Below are 17,433 nucleotides of genomic sequence, written 5' to 3'. Positions count from 1 at the left end.
TGACGCAGCATGGCATTTTTTAACCGAACCACCCGTCGCCTCGCCGGCGCCGGCCTGATGATCGCCGCCGGCGTGGTGGGCTGCTCCGAGCTCGACGCCTGGCAGCGCAGCGCGATCTTCGCCCCCGAGCATGACCAGCAACGCTGGTGGCGCGAGCCACCGAGCGGCACGGAGGTCTTCGACCTGCCCGTGGCCGACGGCGAAGCGATTCGCGCCTGGTACTGGCAGAGTCCGCTGCCCGACGCGCCCACGGTGCTGTACCTGCACGGCGCACGCTGGAATCTGAACGGCAGCGCCTTCCGCATGGAAGGCTGGACGCGCATGGGCTACTCGGTGCTGGCCATCGACTATCGCGGCTTCGGCGATTCGAGCCCCCGCCTGCCTTCCGAAGAATCGGCGTTTCAGGATTCAGCCGTGGCCCTGCGCGAGCTGGCGCGGCGCCAGCCCGATCCCGCACGGCGGTTCGTCTACGGCCACAGCCTGGGCGGCGCCATCGCCATCGATCTGGCGCACCGCCCCGATCTGCCCGATTTCGCGGGTCTGATCGTGGAATCGAGCTTTACCAGCGTGGCCGCCATGATGGCCACCATGAAGTACGGCGGCATCCCGGGCGCGAGCCTGCTGGTCACGCAGCCGTTCGATTCGCTCGGCAAACTCGCCACGCTGACCACGCCGCTGCTCCTGGTGCATGGCACGGCCGACCGCGTCGTCCCGCACACCATGAGCGACGAGCTCTATGCCGCCGCCGTCATGGTCGAACCGGGCCTGCGCAGGCTGGTGAAGATCGACGGCGTGTCGCATTCGGGCGCGGTGCGCAGCGGCGCGCAGTATGAGGATGCGGTGCGGGGTTTCGTGGAAGACGCCAGCCGCGCGTGGCGCGCGGCCCCGGCGGCCAGCGCCGCGGGCCGGGGCTGAGCGGACTCAGGCCTGCTGCAAGGCCGGGGCGCGGCCCCACCAGCGCGCACGCAGCTTGTCGTACGCGAGGTTGTAGAAGAAGGCGTAGGGCAGATAGAACATCAGAAAGCCCAGGTCCAGCATGAAGGCGGCCCACCAGCCGATGGCGAGCCACCACGCCGCGAGCGGCACCACGATCAGCACCAGCCCCACTTCGAAGCCGCACGCGTGCAGCACCCGCACGGCGAGCGTGCGCGCGAGGCCGAAGCGGCGTTCGATCCGCTCGAAGCCGGCGTTGTAAAGCATGTTCCAGAAGAGCGCGATCAGCGCGATCACGGCGGTGAGCACGCCCATGTCGAAGACCGGCTTGTCCATGGCCCACGCGGCCACGGGCGCACTCAGGCCGATGGCGATCACCTCGAAGAAAAACGCGTGCAGAAAGCGCTCTTTGAGGGATTTGCGGACAGGCGGGCTGGCGGAAGGGATAGACGGTTCGGAGGGGTGAATCATGTACGGCTGACGAGGTGCCGGAACCGACCGGCGGGCGCGACAGCCGCAACGGTAACCGATTCCGCCACCGGCCGCAGCGCACCCATCCTGGAATAGCGCTCGACCGAGATCCCGTTGGCCGCCATCCATTCGCCGAGCGCGGCGTCGCCCAGCACCTGGAATTCCGCCGCACGCTGGGCCGCATGCGCCGTGTGCCGCAGACCCGGCAGCGCGGGATGACACATCAGCAGGTCGCCGTCGGTCGCATTGAAGAGCCACTGGTGCACCAGCGCCGCGTAGCCGCGCGCGCCGGCGCCGAAGTCGTACACGCCCAGAAAATGCCGGTTGGTGCGCCAGCCCTCGGCCTGCGCGGCGGCACGCAGCTCGCGTGCGCCCAGGCGAGCGATGAAGCGCGCCTTCAGGCCCGCCGCGAACGGCAGTCCCGCGAGCAGGCCGGGCGCGGTATTGCGCAGCCAGGGCCGGCGCGCGCCGTAGCGCTGACGCAGCTGCACGAGCAGCGGTTGCAGCACGCCCGGCAACTGGTGCACGTGCTGATGGCCATCGACATGATCCGGCCCGCGCCCGAAGCGATCCTCGAAAGCGTCGAGCTGGCGCGTGATCTGGTCTTCGATCCAGCGTGCGTCGAGACGGCCGCGCCAGGTCTGCACGATCAGCGCGGACAAGGCGGGCATGGGCTCACCGTTCAACGATTCGGTCAGGTTCAGATGCAGGCCGATGTCGGCATCGCGATGCGCCAGCGCGCCCGCGCTGGCGGCGAACGAGCGGCCCTGCGTCAGGCAACTGACGGCGCTCATGCGGCGCTGATCGATCAGCGCAAACAATGCGTCATCGATCGCGGCATCCATGCCAAAATCATCGCCGCAGACGGCGACGCGCCGTCCGTAGAATTCCGTGTCCGACTGGATATCCATCACATCACCATGCGTGTCTTGCTGCGCCAGATTGGTTGGTTCGTGTTCGTGGGCTGTGCCGCCGCCGCCACCCACTGGCTCATCGCCGTGGCTTGCGTCGAAGGCGCGGGCGCCCCGCCCCTGCTCGCCAATTTCATCGGCTGGCTGATCGCGTTCGTGGTGTCGTTCACCGGGCATTACCGTCTCACTTTCCGCCACCAGGCCCGCGGCTGGACCATAGCAGCGCGTCGTTTCTTTCTCATTTCAGCCACGGGCTTCGTCGTCAACGAACTGTCATATGCCTGGCTGCTGCATGCCACCCCGTTGCGCTACGACCTGCTGCTGGCCCTGATCCTGATCGTGCTGGCTTTCCTCACGTTCGTGGCGAGCCGCCTGTGGGCGTTTGCCCACACACCGCCGCGCTGAACGCCGGCCCCGTATCGATGCGCCAGACCTGGCGCCGCTCCTGCACCGCGGCGGGTGCCAGGCCTTGCAGCACCGGATAGGCGGTCTGGTCGGTATCGCGGCCCCAGAGCCAGAATCGCTGGCCCGCCGGCGCGGCGCACAGGCGGCGCGTGAGCGCCGCGGCATCGATCAGCGTGCGCTCGCCGGCCTCGGGCTCGAAGCGCGCCGCGTCGTACAGCTCCTTGCGCCAGTTGTCGCGCCGCACGATCTCGGGGCTCGTCCAGTCTTCGACGACCCAGGGCGGCTGCGTCGCGCCGGTGTAAAAGCCCAGATCGAATGGGAAGCTGTGCAACACCACATGCGTGTCGCCCGGGCTGGCCTGGGCGCGCACCTCGCGCGCCATGTCGGCGAGACTGTCCCGGGGATTGGACGCGGCCACGCCCACCGCGATCGCGCAGATCGCGGCGGCGCCCAGCGCCGAGGCCAGAACGAGGCGCCGCACCCGCGGCACGGCGGATCCGCCCGCGGCCTGTATCACCTCCGTCAGCAGCAGCGCGAGGGGCGCCAGCGCGGGCAGCACATAGCCCACCAGCTTGGACTGCGGAATGGAGAAGAACACCAGCACCACGCCCAGCCACGCGAGGTAGAGCGCGCGCAGGCGCAGGCCGTCGGTCTCGCGCCAGAAGGCACGGCGCAACATGCCGCCCGCCCACAGCGACCACGGCAGCGCCAGGCCGGCCAGCACCGGCAGGTAGAACCACACCGGTTGAACGTTGTTGAAACCCGCTGCGGCAAAGCGCTCGAACTGCTGATAGATGAAAAAGTAGTGAAAGAAGTCGGGGTAGCGCAGCTGCATGACCACGAACCACGGCAACGCCACTGCCAGGAACAGCCCGACCGCGGGCCACCAGAGCAGTGCGCGCAGGCCGCGCACATCGCGCCGCAGCAGCAGCCACAGCGCCAGGATCATGCCCGGCAGCACCAAGCCGATCAGGCCCTTGGCCAATACCGCGAGCGCGGCGAATCCCGCCGCCGCCAACGCGCCCCGCCTCGAATCCGCGCCCTGCGCCGCGCGCAGCACGGCATGCGCGCCGGCCAGCACCGTCAGGCCGATCAGGCTCGCCACCAGCATGTCCAGGTTGGCGAACTGAGCGCCGCCGTAGAACAGCGGCAGGCTCACCAGCACGAGCACGGCGGTGGCCGCGTCGCGCCTGCCCCGATAGTTGCGCACGAAACCATATACGCCCGCGCTCAAACCCCACGCGGCGATGAGGGACGGCAGCCGCGCGGCCCATTCGTGCAGCCCGAACATGGCCAGGCTGCCCTGCGTGAGCCAGTAGAACAGCGGCGGCTTGTGAAAGTACGGCATGCCGTCCAGGCGCGGCACCAGCCACGAATGGCTGCGCAGCATTTCCCACGCCACGCCGACATAACGCCCTTCGTCCGGCAGCGTGAGCAGGCGCGCACCGCTCAGCAGAACCAGCCAGAGCCAGGCCAGGCCCAGCACCGCCCAGCCCGGCAGTTCGCGTGGCCGGGCGCGCGCGGCATGCAAGGCGAGCGTGCTCATCGCGCGGACATCCGGCTGGCGCGCTTGGCGCGGCCGCGGCGCTGCCGCGTGACATACAGGGGCCGCCCCTTCACCTCGTCGAAGATGCGGGACACGTACTCACCGACCACGCCCAGCGAGATCAGGTTGACCCCGGCAAAGAAGAACAGGGCGGTGACGATGGTGGTCCAGCCCGAGACGGCGTTGCCGCTGTGCACATAGTCCAGAACCAGCCAGGCGGCGTAGGCGAGCGCCAGCGCGGCGAAGGCGAGGCCCACCATGCTCACCGCCCGCAACGGCCAGGTGGTGAATGCCGTGAGCCCGTCGAACGCGAGACCGATCAGGCGCAGCGGACGGTAATGGCTCGTGCCGTGCGCGCGCGGCGCGGGCGTGTACGGCAAGGCTTCGGATCGGAAACCGACCCAGGCGTACAGGCCCTTCATGAAGCGGGTGCGCTCCGGCAGGGCAACCAGCGCCTCGACCACCCGGCGATCCATCAGGCGGAAATCCCCCGCGCCCGCGGGCACCTCGGGATGCCCGGCGCCACTGAGCATGCGGTAGAACAGCCGCGTCCCGACCCGCTTGAACCAGCCCTCGTCTTCGCGATTCTTGCGCACCGCGTAGACCATATCGGCGCCCGCGCGCCAGCGCCGCAACATCTCGTCGACCAGCGCGACGGGATGCTGCATGTCGGCGTCGAGGCAGATCACGGCGTCTCCATCCGCGGCCTCGAGGCCGGCGCTCAGCGCGGCTTCCTTGCCGAAGTTGCGCGAGAGTTGCAGATAACGATAGCCGTCGACCTGAACCCATTCCTGCATGAGCAACGGCGTGTCGTCGGTGCTGCCGTCATCGACCACGATGACTTCCCACTCCTGCGACAGACCATCGAGGCGCGCGCGCAAGGCCGGCAGCAGCACGCGCAGGTTGGCGCATTCATTCAGGCACGGCACGACCACGCTGAGCCGGGCGTCCAGACGCGGGCCGGCGGGATGCGTGCGTTCGACGGCGGCCAGGCGCGGGGCGCGGGCCAGGGAAATCGGGGGGGCAATTTGCGGGTCGTGCTGCATGATGGGCATGCCAGGTGAGGAAGTGTGGCGAAGTATGAAAGGCGCCCCGTTGAATTTTCATCAAACCGCGCCCGCCACCCGCAATCCCGCCTTTCCCGCGCGCCAGCTGACGGCCAGCTAAAATCGGGGGTCCGCCGCAAGCCTTACCTCGAATGCCCGCCCCCTACCTTGTCCGTGCCATGCAGGCCGGCGATATCCACGCCATCCTGGACGTTCAGGCCGCCGTCTACCCGACCGACCTGCTCGAAGAGGCGAGCTTCTTCGCCAACCGGCTGGCGCTCGCCCCGCACACATGCCGCGTGGCCGAACGGGGCGGCGCGCTGCTCGGCTATCTGATCGCGTATCCCTGGGATGCGGGTCTGCCGGCGGCGCTCAATCAGCCGCTCGACGCCCTGCCCTCGCCCGCCACCACGTGGTTCGTCCATGATTGCGCCGTCGCCCCCGCCGCCCAGGGCCTGGGCGTGGCGGCCGCCCTGCTGGATGACAGCGCGCACGGCGCGCGCCGGGCGGGACTGCGCCGCGCGGCGCTGGTCTCGCTGGCCCCCGCCGTGACGTACTGGCAGCGCCGGGGGTACGCGCCCGAAGCGCAGTCGAGCGCGCTGCGCGCGAAGCTGGCGCAGTATGGCGATGGCGCGGTGTATATGTCGCGCGCGCTCGACTGAGGCGCTGCGCGGGCTCGCGGACGCGAGCCGGGGATTCAGTAGAACGAGCTGAAGGTGATGTACGCCTTGTAGGCCACCGTGCCCACGGCGACGATCAGGCCGATTCCCATGAGCAGCAGACCGAGGTTGCGGTCGCGCAGGCCGAAGCCCGCCAGCATCATGGCGACGGCAACGCACACGATGATCAGCATGGTATTGGTGTTCGGATGCATCTCGTTATTCTCCCGTAGTAACCGGCGCCGCCGCGTCCCGTGCCCGAGCCGGCGCCGCATCAGCGGCATCGGCCGTCCAGCCGCCTCCCAACGCCTGGAACAACCGTACCGTCACATTGGCCCGCGCCATGCGCACCTGGGCCAGTTCGTCTTCGCGCCTGAGCGCATCGAGCTGCGCATCGAGCACATCCTGCAGCGTCTGGCGGCCGGCATCGTACAGACGCCCCGCCTGACGGGCATTGTGCGCGGCCGACTCGCTGGCGGTGAGGAGCAGCTGCTCCCGCTGGTCCAGCCCATGACGCATGCCGTAGGCATTATCGACGTCTTCGAGCGCGTCGAGAATGCTGCGATCGTAGCGCGCCAGCGCTTCCTGCAGGCGCGCGTCGGATGCTGCGATATTGGACCGGATCCGCCCGGCCGTAAAGATCGGCAGGCTCACGCCCACGCCGAGCAGGCCGGCGGTGCCCTGCAGGGCGCCGGTGCTGCTGAAATCGACCCGACCGTCCTGCAGCATGAAATTGAGGAAGAAGCGCGGCAACAGATCGGCCTTGGCGCTGCCCAGCCGCGCGGCGTACACATTGACCATATCGGCCTGCCCCCGCACATCCGGGCGGCGCGCCAGCACGTCGGAGGGCACCATGCCGGCGGGCGGCGTGGGCAGTGCGGCGCCCGCCGGCTCGGGCGGCAACGGCGCGCGCGCCTGCGGCGGCTGACCCGTCAGCACCGCGAGGCGGCGCAACCGGATGTCGTATTCGCTCGTGAGCAGGGGTCGTTGCGCGCGCAACGCGTCGGCCTGCGCCACGGCGCGGTCGAGCTCGTAGCGCGTGGCCTGGCCGGCGTCGTAGCGGCCCCGCGCGTAACGCTGCAGGCGCTCGGTGGCCGCGACGCTGCGGTCGAGCACGGCCAGCCGCCGCGCCAGACCGCGGGCCTCGTGATAGTTGCGGGCGATGTCGCCGGCCACGGTCATGCGCGCCCCGTACAGGGCCTGCTGCCGCGCCTGGGCCGCCGCCTGGGCGGCCGCGGAATCGCTGCGGCGCCCGCCGAACACATCGACCTCCCAGCTGGCCGTGAAGCCGCCCAGATAGGATTTGACCATGCTGGTGTCCTGCGGCAGCGGCGCGGGATCACGGACCTCGACCTTGCCGCGTTGTGCCATGCCGCTCGCCGCCAGGGTCGGATACAGCGCCGAGTCGACCACCCCGGCCATGCCGCGCGCCTCCCGCACCCGGGCCTGCGCGATGCGGATGTCGGCGTTCTCGGCCAGACCTTCCTCGATCAGCCGCGTCAGCACGGGATCGCGCCACGTCAGCCACCATTGGTCCAGTTGCGCCGCGTCCGTCTGCCCGGTGGGCATTTGGTCGAAGGCGGCAGGCGCCGTGCGCGCCGCGGGCACGTCGACCTCGATGGTGGCGCAGGCCGACAGTGCCCCGGCGAGGGCCAGTATCGAGGGCAGGCGGCGCCAGCAGCGGGAACGGGAATCGGCAAGCGGAAAGTCAGTCATCAGCGTCAACCTTGGCGGGCCAGCATGGAGCGAAAGCGCCCCAGCGCCAGCGCGAGGAACAGCGCGCCACACACGGCAATGGCGGCAAACTGCGGCCAGACGACGTCGAAGCCGGCGCCGCGATAAAGAATGGCCTGGGCCATCTGGACGAACTGCGTGGTGGGCAGGATGGGCACGATCTGCTGCATCAGGGCCGGCATGCTTTCAACGGGCGTGGCCGCGCCGGACAGCAGGTAGGCCACGACATAGACCGGCACCGACAGCAGGCCGAACTGCGGCATGGTGGGCGCCATCGTCGCGAGCAACATGCCCAGCGCCGTCACGGCAAACAGATACAGGGCCAGGCCGGCCATGAACAGCCAGGGCGACCCGGCCAGCGGGATGTCGAGGCCCAGATGCACCACCCAGCGCAGCGACAGCATGCCGGCCAGCAGGATCACCGCGCCGTTGGCCAGGATCTTGGCCATGGCGATCTCGCTGGCACGCACCGGCATCACGAGCAGATGCTCGATCGTGCCATGCTCGCGCTCGCGGATCACGGCCGCCCCCACCAGAATGATGGCCAGCACCGTCACGTTGGTCACGATCTGCATGACCGACGTGAACCAGGCCGATTGGCCGTTGGGATTGAACAGCGTGCGGCTCACCGGCACCACCGGCAGCTGCGCCGACAGGCCCCGCACCCGCAGGAAGTCCAGCACCTCGCGCGCGAAGATTTCGTCGAGGTAGACCGCACCCAGGCCCGCCTGCGTCATCGCGGTGGCGTCGATCAGGACCTGAACGGTCGGCGCGCGGCCGGCCAGCACGTCCCGCTCGAAATTGGGCGGAAACTCGATCACGAAGATATAGCGGCCGCGTTCGAGCGCGGCGTCGATGTCCGCGCGCTCGATGTCCTCCGGCGTCTTGAAATAGGGCGGCTGGATCGCATCGCGCAGCCGCAGCGACAGCTCGGAATGATCGCTGTCGAGAATCGCGACCGAGGCGTTGGAGACCTCGGCCTTGACCCCTTCGGCCACCGAGTAGATGGCGGCCGAGAAGGCGTAGGCGATCAGCACCAGCAGCGTCACGTCGCGGCCCAGGCTGTAGAGCTCCTTGCCGCAAAGCCGGATCACATTGAGCAGCCAGCGCCCCATCTCAGGCCTCCTGCTTGCGCAGCAGCAGGCGCGCGATGCCGAGGTACACCAGGGCGAAGGCGGCGAGCGCGGCATACATCGGGCCGAAGCTGCGCCAGTCCAGCCCCTTGGTGAATGCGCCCAGACTGATCAGCTGGAACCACGACGACGGAAACCCCACGCCCACCCAGTAGCTGCTGCCGGCCAAGGTGGACACCGGGTACAGCAGGCCCGAGAAGTTCACCGAAGGAATCAGGCACAGAATGGCCGTGCCGAAAATGGCCGCGACCTGCGAGCGCACGAACGTGGACATCAGCAGGCCCAGCGCGGTGGCCGCCAGCACGAACAGCAAGGCGCCGAACGACAGGCTGAGAAAGGAGCCGCGCAACGGCACGCCGAGCAATACGATGCTCAGGAACACCAGCGTCAGGTAGCTCAGCATCGCCAGCGCCACATAGGGCAGCTGCTTGCCGAGCAGATACTGTCCCACGCTGGCCGGCGACGCGTACAGGTTGGTGATGGAGCCCATCTCCTTCTCGCGCACGACGCCCAATGCCGTCAGCATCGTGGGGATCAGGATCATCGCCAGCATCAGCATGCCCGGCGTGACGGCGTAGATGCTGCGGAACTCCTGATTGAAGGTGAAGCGCTGCGCCACCTGTGCCGGTATCTGCAGCCCCGCGTTCGCGCGCGGGTCTTCGGCCACGCGGTCGCGCGCATAGGCCAGCATGATGCCGGTGACGTAGCCGCGAATGTTCTCCGCGGTGAAGGGCTGCGCCCCGTCGATATAGAACCCGACCTCGGGCTGCCTGCCGGCCAGCAGATCGCGGCCGTAGCCGGGCGGGATATCGATCACCAGCTTGGCCTCGGCCCCGCGCAGGCGCTGTTCCATGTCGGCCGTGCTGTGCACGGCGGGCTGCTCGCGGAAATAGCGCGAGCCTGAAAAATGCGCCAGCAGATCCCGGCTTTCGCGTGTCTGGTCGCGGTCGAGCGCGGCATAGCGGATGTTCTCGACATCGAACGACACGCTCCACGCCGCGATGCACAGCAAGACCACCGGGCCGAAGATGGCGAAAGCGAGCCGCATCCGATCGCGCAGCAGCTCGATGGCCTCGCGCAGCGCGAAGGCCCAGGTGCGACGCAACCAGGCGCGCGCGCCGCGCGCCGCGATGTCGACGTCCTGCTGCGCCAGTTCGCCGGCGTCGCGCGGCGTGGCGGTATTGGTCTTTTGTTCGGGATCTTCCTGCTCGAGGTAGCTGATGAAGGCATCCTCGAGCGTATCGCTGCGTTGATGCTGCCGCAGCTCGTCCGGCGTCCCGACCGCGAGCACGCGGCCGCGATGCATGAACGAGATCCGGTCGCAGCGCTGCGCTTCGTTCATGAAGTGCGTGGACACGAAGATGGTCACGCGCTGCTCACGCGAGAGCCGGACCAGGTGGCGCCAGAACATATCGCGCGCCGCGGGGTCCACGCCCGAGGTGGGCTCGTCGAGAATCAGCACTTCGGGCGCGTGCAGGCAGGCCGCCGCGAGCTGCAGGCGTTGGCGCATGCCCAGCGAGAGGCTCGCGGGCCGCGCATCGGCCACGTCGGCCAGCTCGAAGCGCGTGAGCGCATCGGCCACGGCCTCGCGCGCGCGCCTGCCCTCCATGCGATAGAGCCGCGCGTGCAGATCCAGGTTCTTGCGAACGGTGAGTTCTTCGTAGAGCGAAAACGATTGGGACATATAGCCCACCCGCATGCGGGTCGCCATGTCGCTCGCGTCGATCGGGTGCCCCAGCAGTTCGGCCGTGCCCGACGATGCGTCCAGCAGCCCCGTGAGCATCTTCATGGTCGTGGTCTTGCCGCAACCGTTCGAGCCGAGGAAGCCGAAGATCTCGCCGCGCTCGATGCGAAAGCTCACGCTGTCCACGGCCACGAAATCGCCGAAGCGCCGGGTGAGGTCGTGCGCCTCGATGGCGGGCGGTCCGTCCGCCGCCGGCCGGGGCGGAATCACGAGTTCGCCCCCCTCCCCCCGACGACCGGACGGCAGCAGCGCGATATAGGCCTCTTCCAGCGTGCCGGTGCCGGCCCGTGTCATCACCTCGTGGGTGGCATCGCTCACCAGCACGCGGCCCGCGTCGAGCGCAACGAGGTGATCGAAGCGCTGCGCTTCTTCCATGTAGGCCGTTGCCACGACGACGGTCATGCCGGGCATTTCGGCGCGCAGCGCGTCGACCAGTGCCCAGAACTGCCGGCGCGATAGCGGATCCACGCCGGTGGTGGGTTCGTCCAGCACCAGCAGCTCGGGGTTGTGCACCAGCGCGCAGCAGAGGCTGAGCTTTTGCTTCATGCCGCCCGAGAGCTTTCCGGCGGGACGGTCCGTGAACGGCGCGAGGCCCGTGGCGCGGAACAGCCGCTCGATGCGCGCGTCGCGCTGCTGCTGCGACAGGCCATAGAGCCGGGCAAAGAAGTCGACGTTTTCCTGTACGGAGAGCGTGGGATAGAGATTGCGGCCCAAGCCCTGTGGCATGAAGGCCAGCCGCGCGGACAGGTCGCGCCGGAACGTGCGCCGCGCCACATCGCCGCCGAGCACCTCGACGCGGCCGGTCTGCAAACGCTTCACGCCCGCGATGAGCGACAGGAGCGTGGACTTGCCCACGCCATCGGGGCCGATCAGGCCGATCGTGCGTCCGGCGGGCAGCGTCAGCGAGACGTCGTCGAGCGCGACGGTCTTGCCGTAGCGGTGCGATACCCCCGCGATCTTGATGGCGGCCGTGCCGTCGGCGCGCATCCCTTACTCCCGCGGCAGGCGCGCTTCGAGCCGGCGCGGCCAGTCGCCTTCGTGATCCACATTGACGTAGCCGTTGCCGGTCATGCCCGCCTTGAGCAACGGCGCGTGTCTGCGCGCCACGTCCTCGGGAATCCGCAGCTTCACGCGATACATCAGCTTGTCGCGCTCGCTGCGCGTCTCGACGTATTTGGGCGTGAACTGCGCCTCGCCGGCGACGAAGGTGACGGTGGCCGGGAACACCACATCGTCCATGCCATCCATCACGATGCGGGCTTCCTGCCCCAGCTTCAGCCGGCCCGAGACCCGGGAAGGCAGGAAGACGGTCATCGATACATCGGAGGTATCGAGCAGGGTGAGCACGCGGCCGCCCGCGGGCAGCACGGCGCCGGTCTCGACGATGCGATATTCGACCCGACCCGCGACCGGCGCGCGCAGCGTCATGTCGGCCAGCACGGATTCGACACGCGCGATCTGGGCCTGGGCCTCTGCCTGCGCGGCGCGCGCCTCGCCGGTGGCGGCCTCGGCGGCGCTCACCGCCGCCGCCTCGCCTTGCGCCTGCAGGCGCCGGCGCGAGAGCTCGACGGGCGACACGAGATCGTCGCCGCGCAGGCCCTGGGTATGTTTGAGTTCGATCTGGGCCAGACTGGCGCGTACACCGCGTGCTTCCGTTTCCGCGGCGGCCCGGGCCACCGCCGACTCGGCACGGGCCCGCGCGGCCTGGGCCGCGGCCAGCTGCGTGCGCACTTCGGTGCTGTCCATGCGGCCGATCACGTCGCCGGCGGCGACGACGTCGCCTTCGCGCGCATCCAGGGCCTCGAGCCGGCCGGCGTACTTCGTGGCGATGTCGATGCGGGTCGCCTCGAGGCGTCCATTGGCCCCGGCAATCCACGAAGGAAGGTCGTCACCCCGATCCCGATTGACCCAGAACGCCAGTGCCACGGCCGCCGCCACCAGGATGACGGCCCCTCCCCCTACCAGCGACTTCTTCACTTCGATCTCCACGTGCGAGAGCACGACCCCGTACGCGACGGGCGCCTTCCCCTGGCGCCTCGCGCGATTCCGCTCCCGGGCAGGCCGCGTCCGGCGCGGGGCGCCAGGGGCCGGTTGATTCATCTTATCTGCGCGAGCACATCCCGCCGCCCGTGGGGCAGCCAGCGCGTTGCGCAGGGTCAAGGTCTTGCGGTGCGCGGCCCGGGCACGCCGAGGCGACGGCGAACGAGACGGAAACCAGGCGCCCATCTCGGGCAAAAACCGGCCGAATCCGGGGCCAGAACGACCATACACGAGAAGCCCGCAACCAAGGGCTACGACTTGCTGGCAGGATGTGACGTGGTTTTGCCAAGCGCCGGCGCCCGCGTCCCCGGGCCGGCACTCGGGCGCGGGCCGGGCGGCGTGGAAGCACCATGCAACAGGTGGACGGGCGCGCGCGGTGCTGGCGGCGGCGGGCGCGAGGCCCATGACGGGTCGCGGCGCTGTGCGGCGCGCCGGTCCCGGCGGCGCCTGAGTGACAGCCGGAAAATGGCAGCCGGAGAGTGGCAGCCGGAAAGTGGCAGCCGGAAAGTGGAAGGCGAAAGGTGGAAGGCGAAAAGTGGAAGGCGAAAAGTGGCAGCCGGAAAGCGGAAGCCGGAAAGCGGAAGCCGGAAAGCGGAAGCCGGAAAGCAAAAAGCCCCAAGCGCAGGCTTGGGGCTTTTTACGGTTTGCGCTACCGGGAGCACAAACGGAATCTGGTGGGTGGTACAAGTTTCGAACTTGTGACCCCTGCCGTGTGAAGGCAGTGCTCTACCACTGAGCTAACCACCCGGTAAAGAAGCAAGACTATAGCACGAATTTTTGGCGGTGTGCAAGGGCAAGCGGTGCGACGGTCTGAAATTTCTATCGGAGGTGGCCGCAGCTCGCCGGCCGCACCTAGCCGGCCGCACCTCGCCAGCCGCGCCAGCTCAGGATCGGGACGGCTTGCCACCCGGCCCGCGATCTCCGGCCGATCTCAGGCCGCCTGGCTCTGCTGCGCCTCGGGCAGCGGCTCGAGCTTGCGCCAGTTGCACGCCCCGCCCACCGATTTGTCGAGGGCCAGCAGATAGCTTTCGTGTTCGGCCAGCTCTTCGGCGGTGGCGACGATCACCGGCAGCCCGGACGCGTCGAAGCGGCCCAGCGCCTGGCCGGTGGACAGGCCGCCGGCGTCTTCTTCGACATCAATCAGCAGCGCATCCTGGCCGCGCGTCATGGCGAGCCACACCTCGCCCAGCAGCTGCGAGTCGAGCAAGGCGCCGTGCAGCGTGCGGTGGGCGTTCGAAATGCCGAAGCGGTCGCACAGGGCATCGAGCGAGTTGCGCTTGCCCGGGAACAGCGAACGGGCGTGCAGCAGCGAATCGGTGATCGTGCCGCAATGGGCGCTCAGCGGTCCGCGGCCGACCCGATCGAGCTCGGCATTGAAGAACTTCACGTCGAACGAGGCGTTGTGCGCGATCAGCTCGGCGCCGTCGATGAAGGCCAGGAACTGATCGACCACTTCGGCGAAGCGCGGCTTGTCGGCCAGGAACTCGGTGGTCAGGCCGTGCACCGCGAGCGCCTCGGGGTCGCTGTCGCGATCCGGATTGAGGTAGAGATGCAGCGTGTTGCCGGTCGTCGTGCGATTGACGATCTCGACGCAACCGATCTCGATGATGCGGTGACCCTGGGCGGGGTCCAGTCCGGTGGTTTCAGTGTCGAAAATGATCTGGCGCATGACGATGACTAACTCGGTGAAGGGGCCGGCGCCGCTCAGTCGTCTCCGTGCGCGGGCCGGGCCGGATCGGCCTCGGCGCCCGTGCCGGACGCCGGCGCGCCCTGCCTGTGCGGCGAGCGGGTGGCGATCATCGAATAGGCGACCGGCACCACGAACAAAGTGAGTAGTGTACCCAGGCTCAGCCCGCCCACCAGAACCCAGCCGATCTGCTGGCGCGATTCGGCGCCCGCGCCGGTGGCCAGCGCCAGCGGCACGGTCCCCAGCACCATGGCGCCGGTCGTCATCAGGATGGGCCGCAGGCGCAGCACGCTGGCCTCGGTCACCGCCTCGACGATGCCCATGCCCTGCTCGCGCAGCTGGTTGGCGAATTCGACGATCAGGATGCCGTGCTTGGTGATCAGGCCGACGAGCGTGATGAGCCCGATCTGGCTGTAAATCGACAGCGTGCCCCCGGTACCCCACAACGCCAGCAGCGCGCCGGTCATGGAGAGCGGCACCGACAGCATGATGATGAACGGGTTGCGCCAGCTCTCGAACTGCGCGGCCAGAACCAGATAAATGAAGGCCAGCGCCATGGCGAAGATCAGGTAAATGCTGCCCGACGAGTCGCGGAACTCGCGCGACTGGCCGTCGAGGTCGGTCACGATCGTGCGCGGCAGCACCTCGCGCGCGACCTGATTCATGTGCTCGAGGACCTCGCCCAGCGCGTAGCCGGGCGCCACCGCGGCGTCCACCTTCACCGCACGCAGGCGGTTGAAGTGGTTGAGCGACTGCGGCGACACGCTTTCCTTGACCTGCAGCAGGTTGTCCAGCTGCACCATGCTGCCGTCGCGGGCCCGGACATAGATGCCCGAAATATCGGTGGGCGTGGCCCGGTCGCGCGGCAGCACCTGCACGATCACGTCGTACTGCTCGCCCTGATCCTTGTAGCGGGTGACCTGCCGGCCGCCCAGCATGGTCTCGAGCGTGCGGCCCACCACGTCGACGTTGGCGCCCACGTCCGCCATCTTGTCCCGATCCACCTGCACGCGCAGCTCGGGCGTGTTCAGACGCAGGTCGGTGTCGATATTCTGCAGGCCGGGATAGTTGCGCAGGGCATCCGTGAAGGTGGCGACCAGCTTGGCCAGCTCGGGATACGAGGCCTGGCTCATGATGATGAATTCCACCGGCTTGGAGCGCGCCGACTGGCCCAGCGAAGGCGGGTTGGTCGGGAAGGCGCGCACGCCCGGCAGCGAGTTGAACTTGGGTTGCAGCTCGCGCGCGATGTCCTGCTGGCGGCGCTCGCGCTCCTCCCAGGGCTTGAGGCGCAGAATGGCGGTGCCATCCGTCACGGTGGGAAAGCCCACGGTCGTCTGCCGCGCCAGGGCTTCGGGGATATCCGCGTAGAAGCCTTCGATGCCGAGCATGCTCTCGAGCGTGTAATTGAGCGTGGCGCCCTCGGGCGCGCTCACGATGCCGAAGATCACGCCGCGATCCTCGATCGGCGCGAGTTCGCTTTTCACGACCTTGAACAGCACGCCGCTCGCGCCCGCCACGATCAGGCCCAGCACGATCACCACGATCCGGTGGCGCAGCGCGGCGCCCAGGCCGCGGCGGTAGGCCCGGCCCAGGCCCTCGAGCCACGATTCGATCAGGTTGTAGAGCCGGCCATGACGGGTTTCGTGTTTGAGCAGCACCGCGCACATCATGGGCGTGAGCGTGAGGGCCACGAAGCCGGACACCAGCACGGCGCCGGCGAGCGCCAGCGCGAATTCGATGAAGAGGCGTCCGGTGCGGCCGGTGGCGAAGGCGAGCGGCGCATAGACGGTGACCAGCGTCAGCGTCATCGCCACCACGGCGAAGCCGATTTCGCGGGTGCCCTGGATCGCCGCCTGCATGCGCGGCATGCCGTCTTCGATGTGGCGGAAAATATTCTCGAGTACCACGATCGCATCGTCGACCACCAGGCCGATGGCCAGCACCATCGCGAGCAGCGTGAGCGTGTTGATCGAGAAGCCGAACAGATACATCAGGCCGCAGGCCCCGATCAGCGACACCGGGATGGTCACGATCGGAATCAGGCTGGCGCGCACGCTGCGCAGGAAAAAGAAAATCACCAGCACGACGAGCACGATGGCTTCGAGAATCGTCTTGAACACCGAGTCGATCGAGCGCTCGATGAACACCGACGAGTCGTAGGCGATCGACAGCCTCATGCCGGCGGGCAGGCTTTCGTTCAGATGTTCGACCTCGACCCGCGCCGCCGCGGACAGCTCCAGCGGGTTGGCCGTGGCCTGGCGCGTGATGCCGATGTTGATCGCGGGCTTGCCGTTGAAGCGCGACAGCACCCGGTCGGTGGCGGCGTCGATCTGCACCGTGGCCACGTCGCTGATGCGCACCGGGTAGCCCTTTACGTTGGACACGATCACGTTTTCGAACTGGCGCGGCGTCTGCAGGTCGGTGGACGAGACCACGGAGAATTCGCGTGCGCGCGACTCGATCCGCCCCGCCGGAATCTCGACGTTCTGACTGCGCACGGCCGCCTCGACGTCCTGCACCGTCAGGTTGTAGGCGGCCAGCTTGTCGCGGTCGACGTAGATCCGCATCGACGGCAAGCGTTCGCCGAACACGCGCACCTCCGCCGCGCCCGGCAACACCGATAGCCGGGTCTTGATGTAGCGATTGATGTAATCGGAGGTCTGGATCGCCGAGTAATTGCCCGACTCCACCGCGATGAAGATGATGGGCTGAGAATCCGCCTCCACCTTGCCGATGATGGGCTCGTCGATCTCGTCCGGCAAAAACCGCCGCGCGCGCGACACCTTGTCGCGCACCTCGGCGGCCGCGGCGTCGGGATCGCGCGACAGGTTGAACTTGATATTGATGAGACTGCGCTCGGAGCGGCTGCGCGAGGTCATCACGTCCACGCCCTCGATGCCGGCGAGCTGGTCTTCGAGGGGCTTGGTGACCTGCGACTCGATCACCTCCGGTGACGCCCCCTTGTAGGTCGTATCGACCGACACGATGGGCTCGTCGATCCGCGGATACTCGCGCACCGTCAGGCGGGAATACGAGATCAGGCCGATGAGCACGATGATCAGCGAGAGGACCGACGCGAACACCGGCCGGCGGATGCAGATTTCGGAGATCCTCATGATCGGGC

General features: G+C 68.5%; 14 protein-coding genes and 1 tRNA gene. 3 read left to right on the top strand and 12 right to left on the bottom strand.

What is annotated here, in order from left to right:
* Nucleotides 1–9 precede the first annotated feature (9 nt).
* Nucleotides 10–915, top strand: coding sequence for an alpha/beta hydrolase (locus tag CAL25_RS04265; RefSeq protein ID WP_094798662.1), 906 nt, complete (start codon nucleotides 10–12; stop codon nucleotides 913–915).
* A gap of 6 nt (nucleotides 916–921) precedes the next feature.
* Here CAL25_RS04265 and CAL25_RS04260 read toward each other — a convergent pair whose 3' ends face one another.
* Both CAL25_RS04260 and CAL25_RS04255 read right to left on the bottom strand, forming a co-directional pair.
* Nucleotides 922–1,404 carry a multidrug/biocide efflux PACE transporter gene (locus CAL25_RS04260; protein ID WP_094798661.1) on the bottom strand — a complete coding sequence of 161 codons (483 nt, stop codon included), beginning with the start codon at nucleotides 1,402–1,404 and terminating at the stop codon, nucleotides 922–924.
* Nucleotides 1,401–2,315 (bottom strand): ChbG/HpnK family deacetylase, encoded by a 915-nt coding sequence (locus CAL25_RS04255; protein ID WP_170948374.1) that lies wholly within the window; start codon nucleotides 2,313–2,315, stop codon nucleotides 1,401–1,403. Before CAL25_RS04255 ends, CAL25_RS04260 begins: the two co-directional genes overlap by 4 nt.
* A gap of 9 nt (nucleotides 2,316–2,324) precedes the next feature.
* Here CAL25_RS04255 and CAL25_RS04250 point away from each other — a divergent pair, with 9 nt between their 5' ends.
* Nucleotides 2,325–2,720 (top strand): GtrA family protein, encoded by a 396-nt coding sequence (locus CAL25_RS04250; protein WP_170948373.1) that lies wholly within the window; start codon nucleotides 2,325–2,327, stop codon nucleotides 2,718–2,720.
* On the opposite strand, the gene CAL25_RS04245 is transcribed toward CAL25_RS04250, so the two are convergent.
* Both CAL25_RS04245 and CAL25_RS04240 read right to left on the bottom strand, forming a co-directional pair.
* Complete coding sequence (locus tag CAL25_RS04245; RefSeq protein WP_094798658.1) at nucleotides 2,668–4,266, bottom strand: ArnT family glycosyltransferase; 1,599 nt, start codon at nucleotides 4,264–4,266, stop codon at nucleotides 2,668–2,670. The two genes, CAL25_RS04250 and CAL25_RS04245, sit on opposite strands and share 53 nt — an antisense overlap.
* A complete protein-coding gene (locus tag CAL25_RS04240) occupies nucleotides 4,263–5,312 on the bottom strand; it encodes a glycosyltransferase family 2 protein (protein WP_094798657.1) in 1,050 nt (349 codons plus the stop codon). Before CAL25_RS04240 ends, CAL25_RS04245 begins: the two co-directional genes overlap by 4 nt.
* A 152-nt stretch (nucleotides 5,313–5,464) precedes the next feature.
* Between CAL25_RS04240 and CAL25_RS04235 the strand changes: the two genes are divergently transcribed.
* Nucleotides 5,465–5,974 carry a GNAT family N-acetyltransferase gene (locus tag CAL25_RS04235; RefSeq protein ID WP_094798656.1) on the top strand — a complete coding sequence of 170 codons (510 nt, stop codon included), beginning with the start codon at nucleotides 5,465–5,467 and terminating at the stop codon, nucleotides 5,972–5,974.
* Nucleotides 5,975–6,009: 35 nt separating this feature from the next.
* On the opposite strand, the gene CAL25_RS04230 is transcribed toward CAL25_RS04235, so the two are convergent.
* The 8 genes from CAL25_RS04230 to CAL25_RS04195 all read right to left on the bottom strand — a co-directional run bounded on the left by CAL25_RS04230 (nucleotide 6,010) and on the right by CAL25_RS04195 (nucleotide 17,425).
* Nucleotides 6,010–6,186: a hypothetical protein gene (locus tag CAL25_RS04230; protein ID WP_094798655.1), complete on the bottom strand. Its 177-nt coding sequence runs from the start codon at nucleotides 6,184–6,186 to the stop codon at nucleotides 6,010–6,012.
* A gap of 4 nt (nucleotides 6,187–6,190) precedes the next feature.
* Nucleotides 6,191–7,687 (bottom strand): efflux transporter outer membrane subunit, encoded by a 1,497-nt coding sequence (locus CAL25_RS04225; protein WP_094798753.1) that lies wholly within the window; start codon nucleotides 7,685–7,687, stop codon nucleotides 6,191–6,193.
* A gap of 5 nt (nucleotides 7,688–7,692) precedes the next feature.
* A complete protein-coding gene (locus tag CAL25_RS04220) occupies nucleotides 7,693–8,820 on the bottom strand; it encodes an ABC transporter permease (protein ID WP_094798654.1) in 1,128 nt (375 codons plus the stop codon).
* A 1-nt stretch (nucleotide 8,821) separates the two neighbouring features.
* Entirely contained in the window at nucleotides 8,822–11,569 is a 2,748-nt protein-coding gene (gene rbbA / locus CAL25_RS04215; RefSeq protein WP_094798653.1) for a ribosome-associated ATPase/putative transporter RbbA, read from the bottom strand.
* 3 nt (nucleotides 11,570–11,572) lie between these two features.
* Entirely contained in the window at nucleotides 11,573–12,583 is a 1,011-nt protein-coding gene (locus tag CAL25_RS04210) for an HlyD family secretion protein (protein WP_249278934.1), read from the bottom strand.
* Nucleotides 12,584–13,294: 711 nt separating this feature from the next.
* A tRNA-Val gene (locus CAL25_RS04205) sits at nucleotides 13,295–13,369 on the bottom strand.
* Between the two features lie 184 nt (nucleotides 13,370–13,553).
* Nucleotides 13,554–14,291 (bottom strand): DNA polymerase III subunit epsilon, encoded by a 738-nt coding sequence (gene dnaQ, locus CAL25_RS04200; protein WP_094798652.1) that lies wholly within the window; start codon nucleotides 14,289–14,291, stop codon nucleotides 13,554–13,556.
* Nucleotides 14,292–14,326: 35 nt separating this feature from the next.
* Entirely contained in the window at nucleotides 14,327–17,425 is a 3,099-nt protein-coding gene (locus tag CAL25_RS04195) for an efflux RND transporter permease subunit (RefSeq protein ID WP_094798651.1), read from the bottom strand.
* Nucleotides 17,426–17,433 lie beyond the last annotated feature (8 nt).

Source organism: Bordetella genomosp. 5 (assembly GCF_002261315.1).
Classification (GTDB): domain Bacteria; phylum Pseudomonadota; class Gammaproteobacteria; order Burkholderiales; family Burkholderiaceae_B; genus Bordetella.
This window is presented reverse-complemented; position numbering and strand designations above follow the sequence as displayed.

What these genes read in the sequence shown, in the direction of transcription:
- CAL25_RS04265 (WP_094798662.1), top strand. Translation starts at nt 10, where the DNA reads ATGGCATTTTTTAACCGAACCACCCGTCGCCTCGCCGGCGCCGGCCTG.
- CAL25_RS04260 (WP_094798661.1), bottom strand. Translation starts at nt 1,404, where the DNA reads ATGATTCACCCCTCCGAACCGTCTATCCCTTCCGCCAGCCCGCCTGTC.
- CAL25_RS04255 (WP_170948374.1), bottom strand. Translation starts at nt 2,315, where the DNA reads ATGGATATCCAGTCGGACACGGAATTCTACGGACGGCGCGTCGCCGTC.
- CAL25_RS04250 (WP_170948373.1), top strand. Translation starts at nt 2,325, where the DNA reads ATGCGTGTCTTGCTGCGCCAGATTGGTTGGTTCGTGTTCGTGGGCTGT.
- CAL25_RS04245 (WP_094798658.1), bottom strand. Translation starts at nt 4,266, where the DNA reads ATGAGCACGCTCGCCTTGCATGCCGCGCGCGCCCGGCCACGCGAACTG.
- CAL25_RS04240 (WP_094798657.1), bottom strand. Translation starts at nt 5,312, where the DNA reads ATGCAGCACGACCCGCAAATTGCCCCCCCGATTTCCCTGGCCCGCGCC.
- CAL25_RS04235 (WP_094798656.1), top strand. Translation starts at nt 5,465, where the DNA reads ATGCCCGCCCCCTACCTTGTCCGTGCCATGCAGGCCGGCGATATCCAC.
- CAL25_RS04230 (WP_094798655.1), bottom strand. Translation starts at nt 6,186, where the DNA reads ATGCATCCGAACACCAATACCATGCTGATCATCGTGTGCGTTGCCGTC.
- CAL25_RS04225 (WP_094798753.1), bottom strand. Translation starts at nt 7,687, where the DNA reads ATGACTGACTTTCCGCTTGCCGATTCCCGTTCCCGCTGCTGGCGCCGC.
- CAL25_RS04220 (WP_094798654.1), bottom strand. Translation starts at nt 8,820, where the DNA reads ATGGGGCGCTGGCTGCTCAATGTGATCCGGCTTTGCGGCAAGGAGCTC.
- rbbA (WP_094798653.1), bottom strand. Translation starts at nt 11,569, where the DNA reads ATGCGCGCCGACGGCACGGCCGCCATCAAGATCGCGGGGGTATCGCAC.
- dnaQ (WP_094798652.1), bottom strand. Translation starts at nt 14,291, where the DNA reads ATGCGCCAGATCATTTTCGACACTGAAACCACCGGACTGGACCCCGCC.
- CAL25_RS04195 (WP_094798651.1), bottom strand. Translation starts at nt 17,425, where the DNA reads ATGAGGATCTCCGAAATCTGCATCCGCCGGCCGGTGTTCGCGTCGGTC.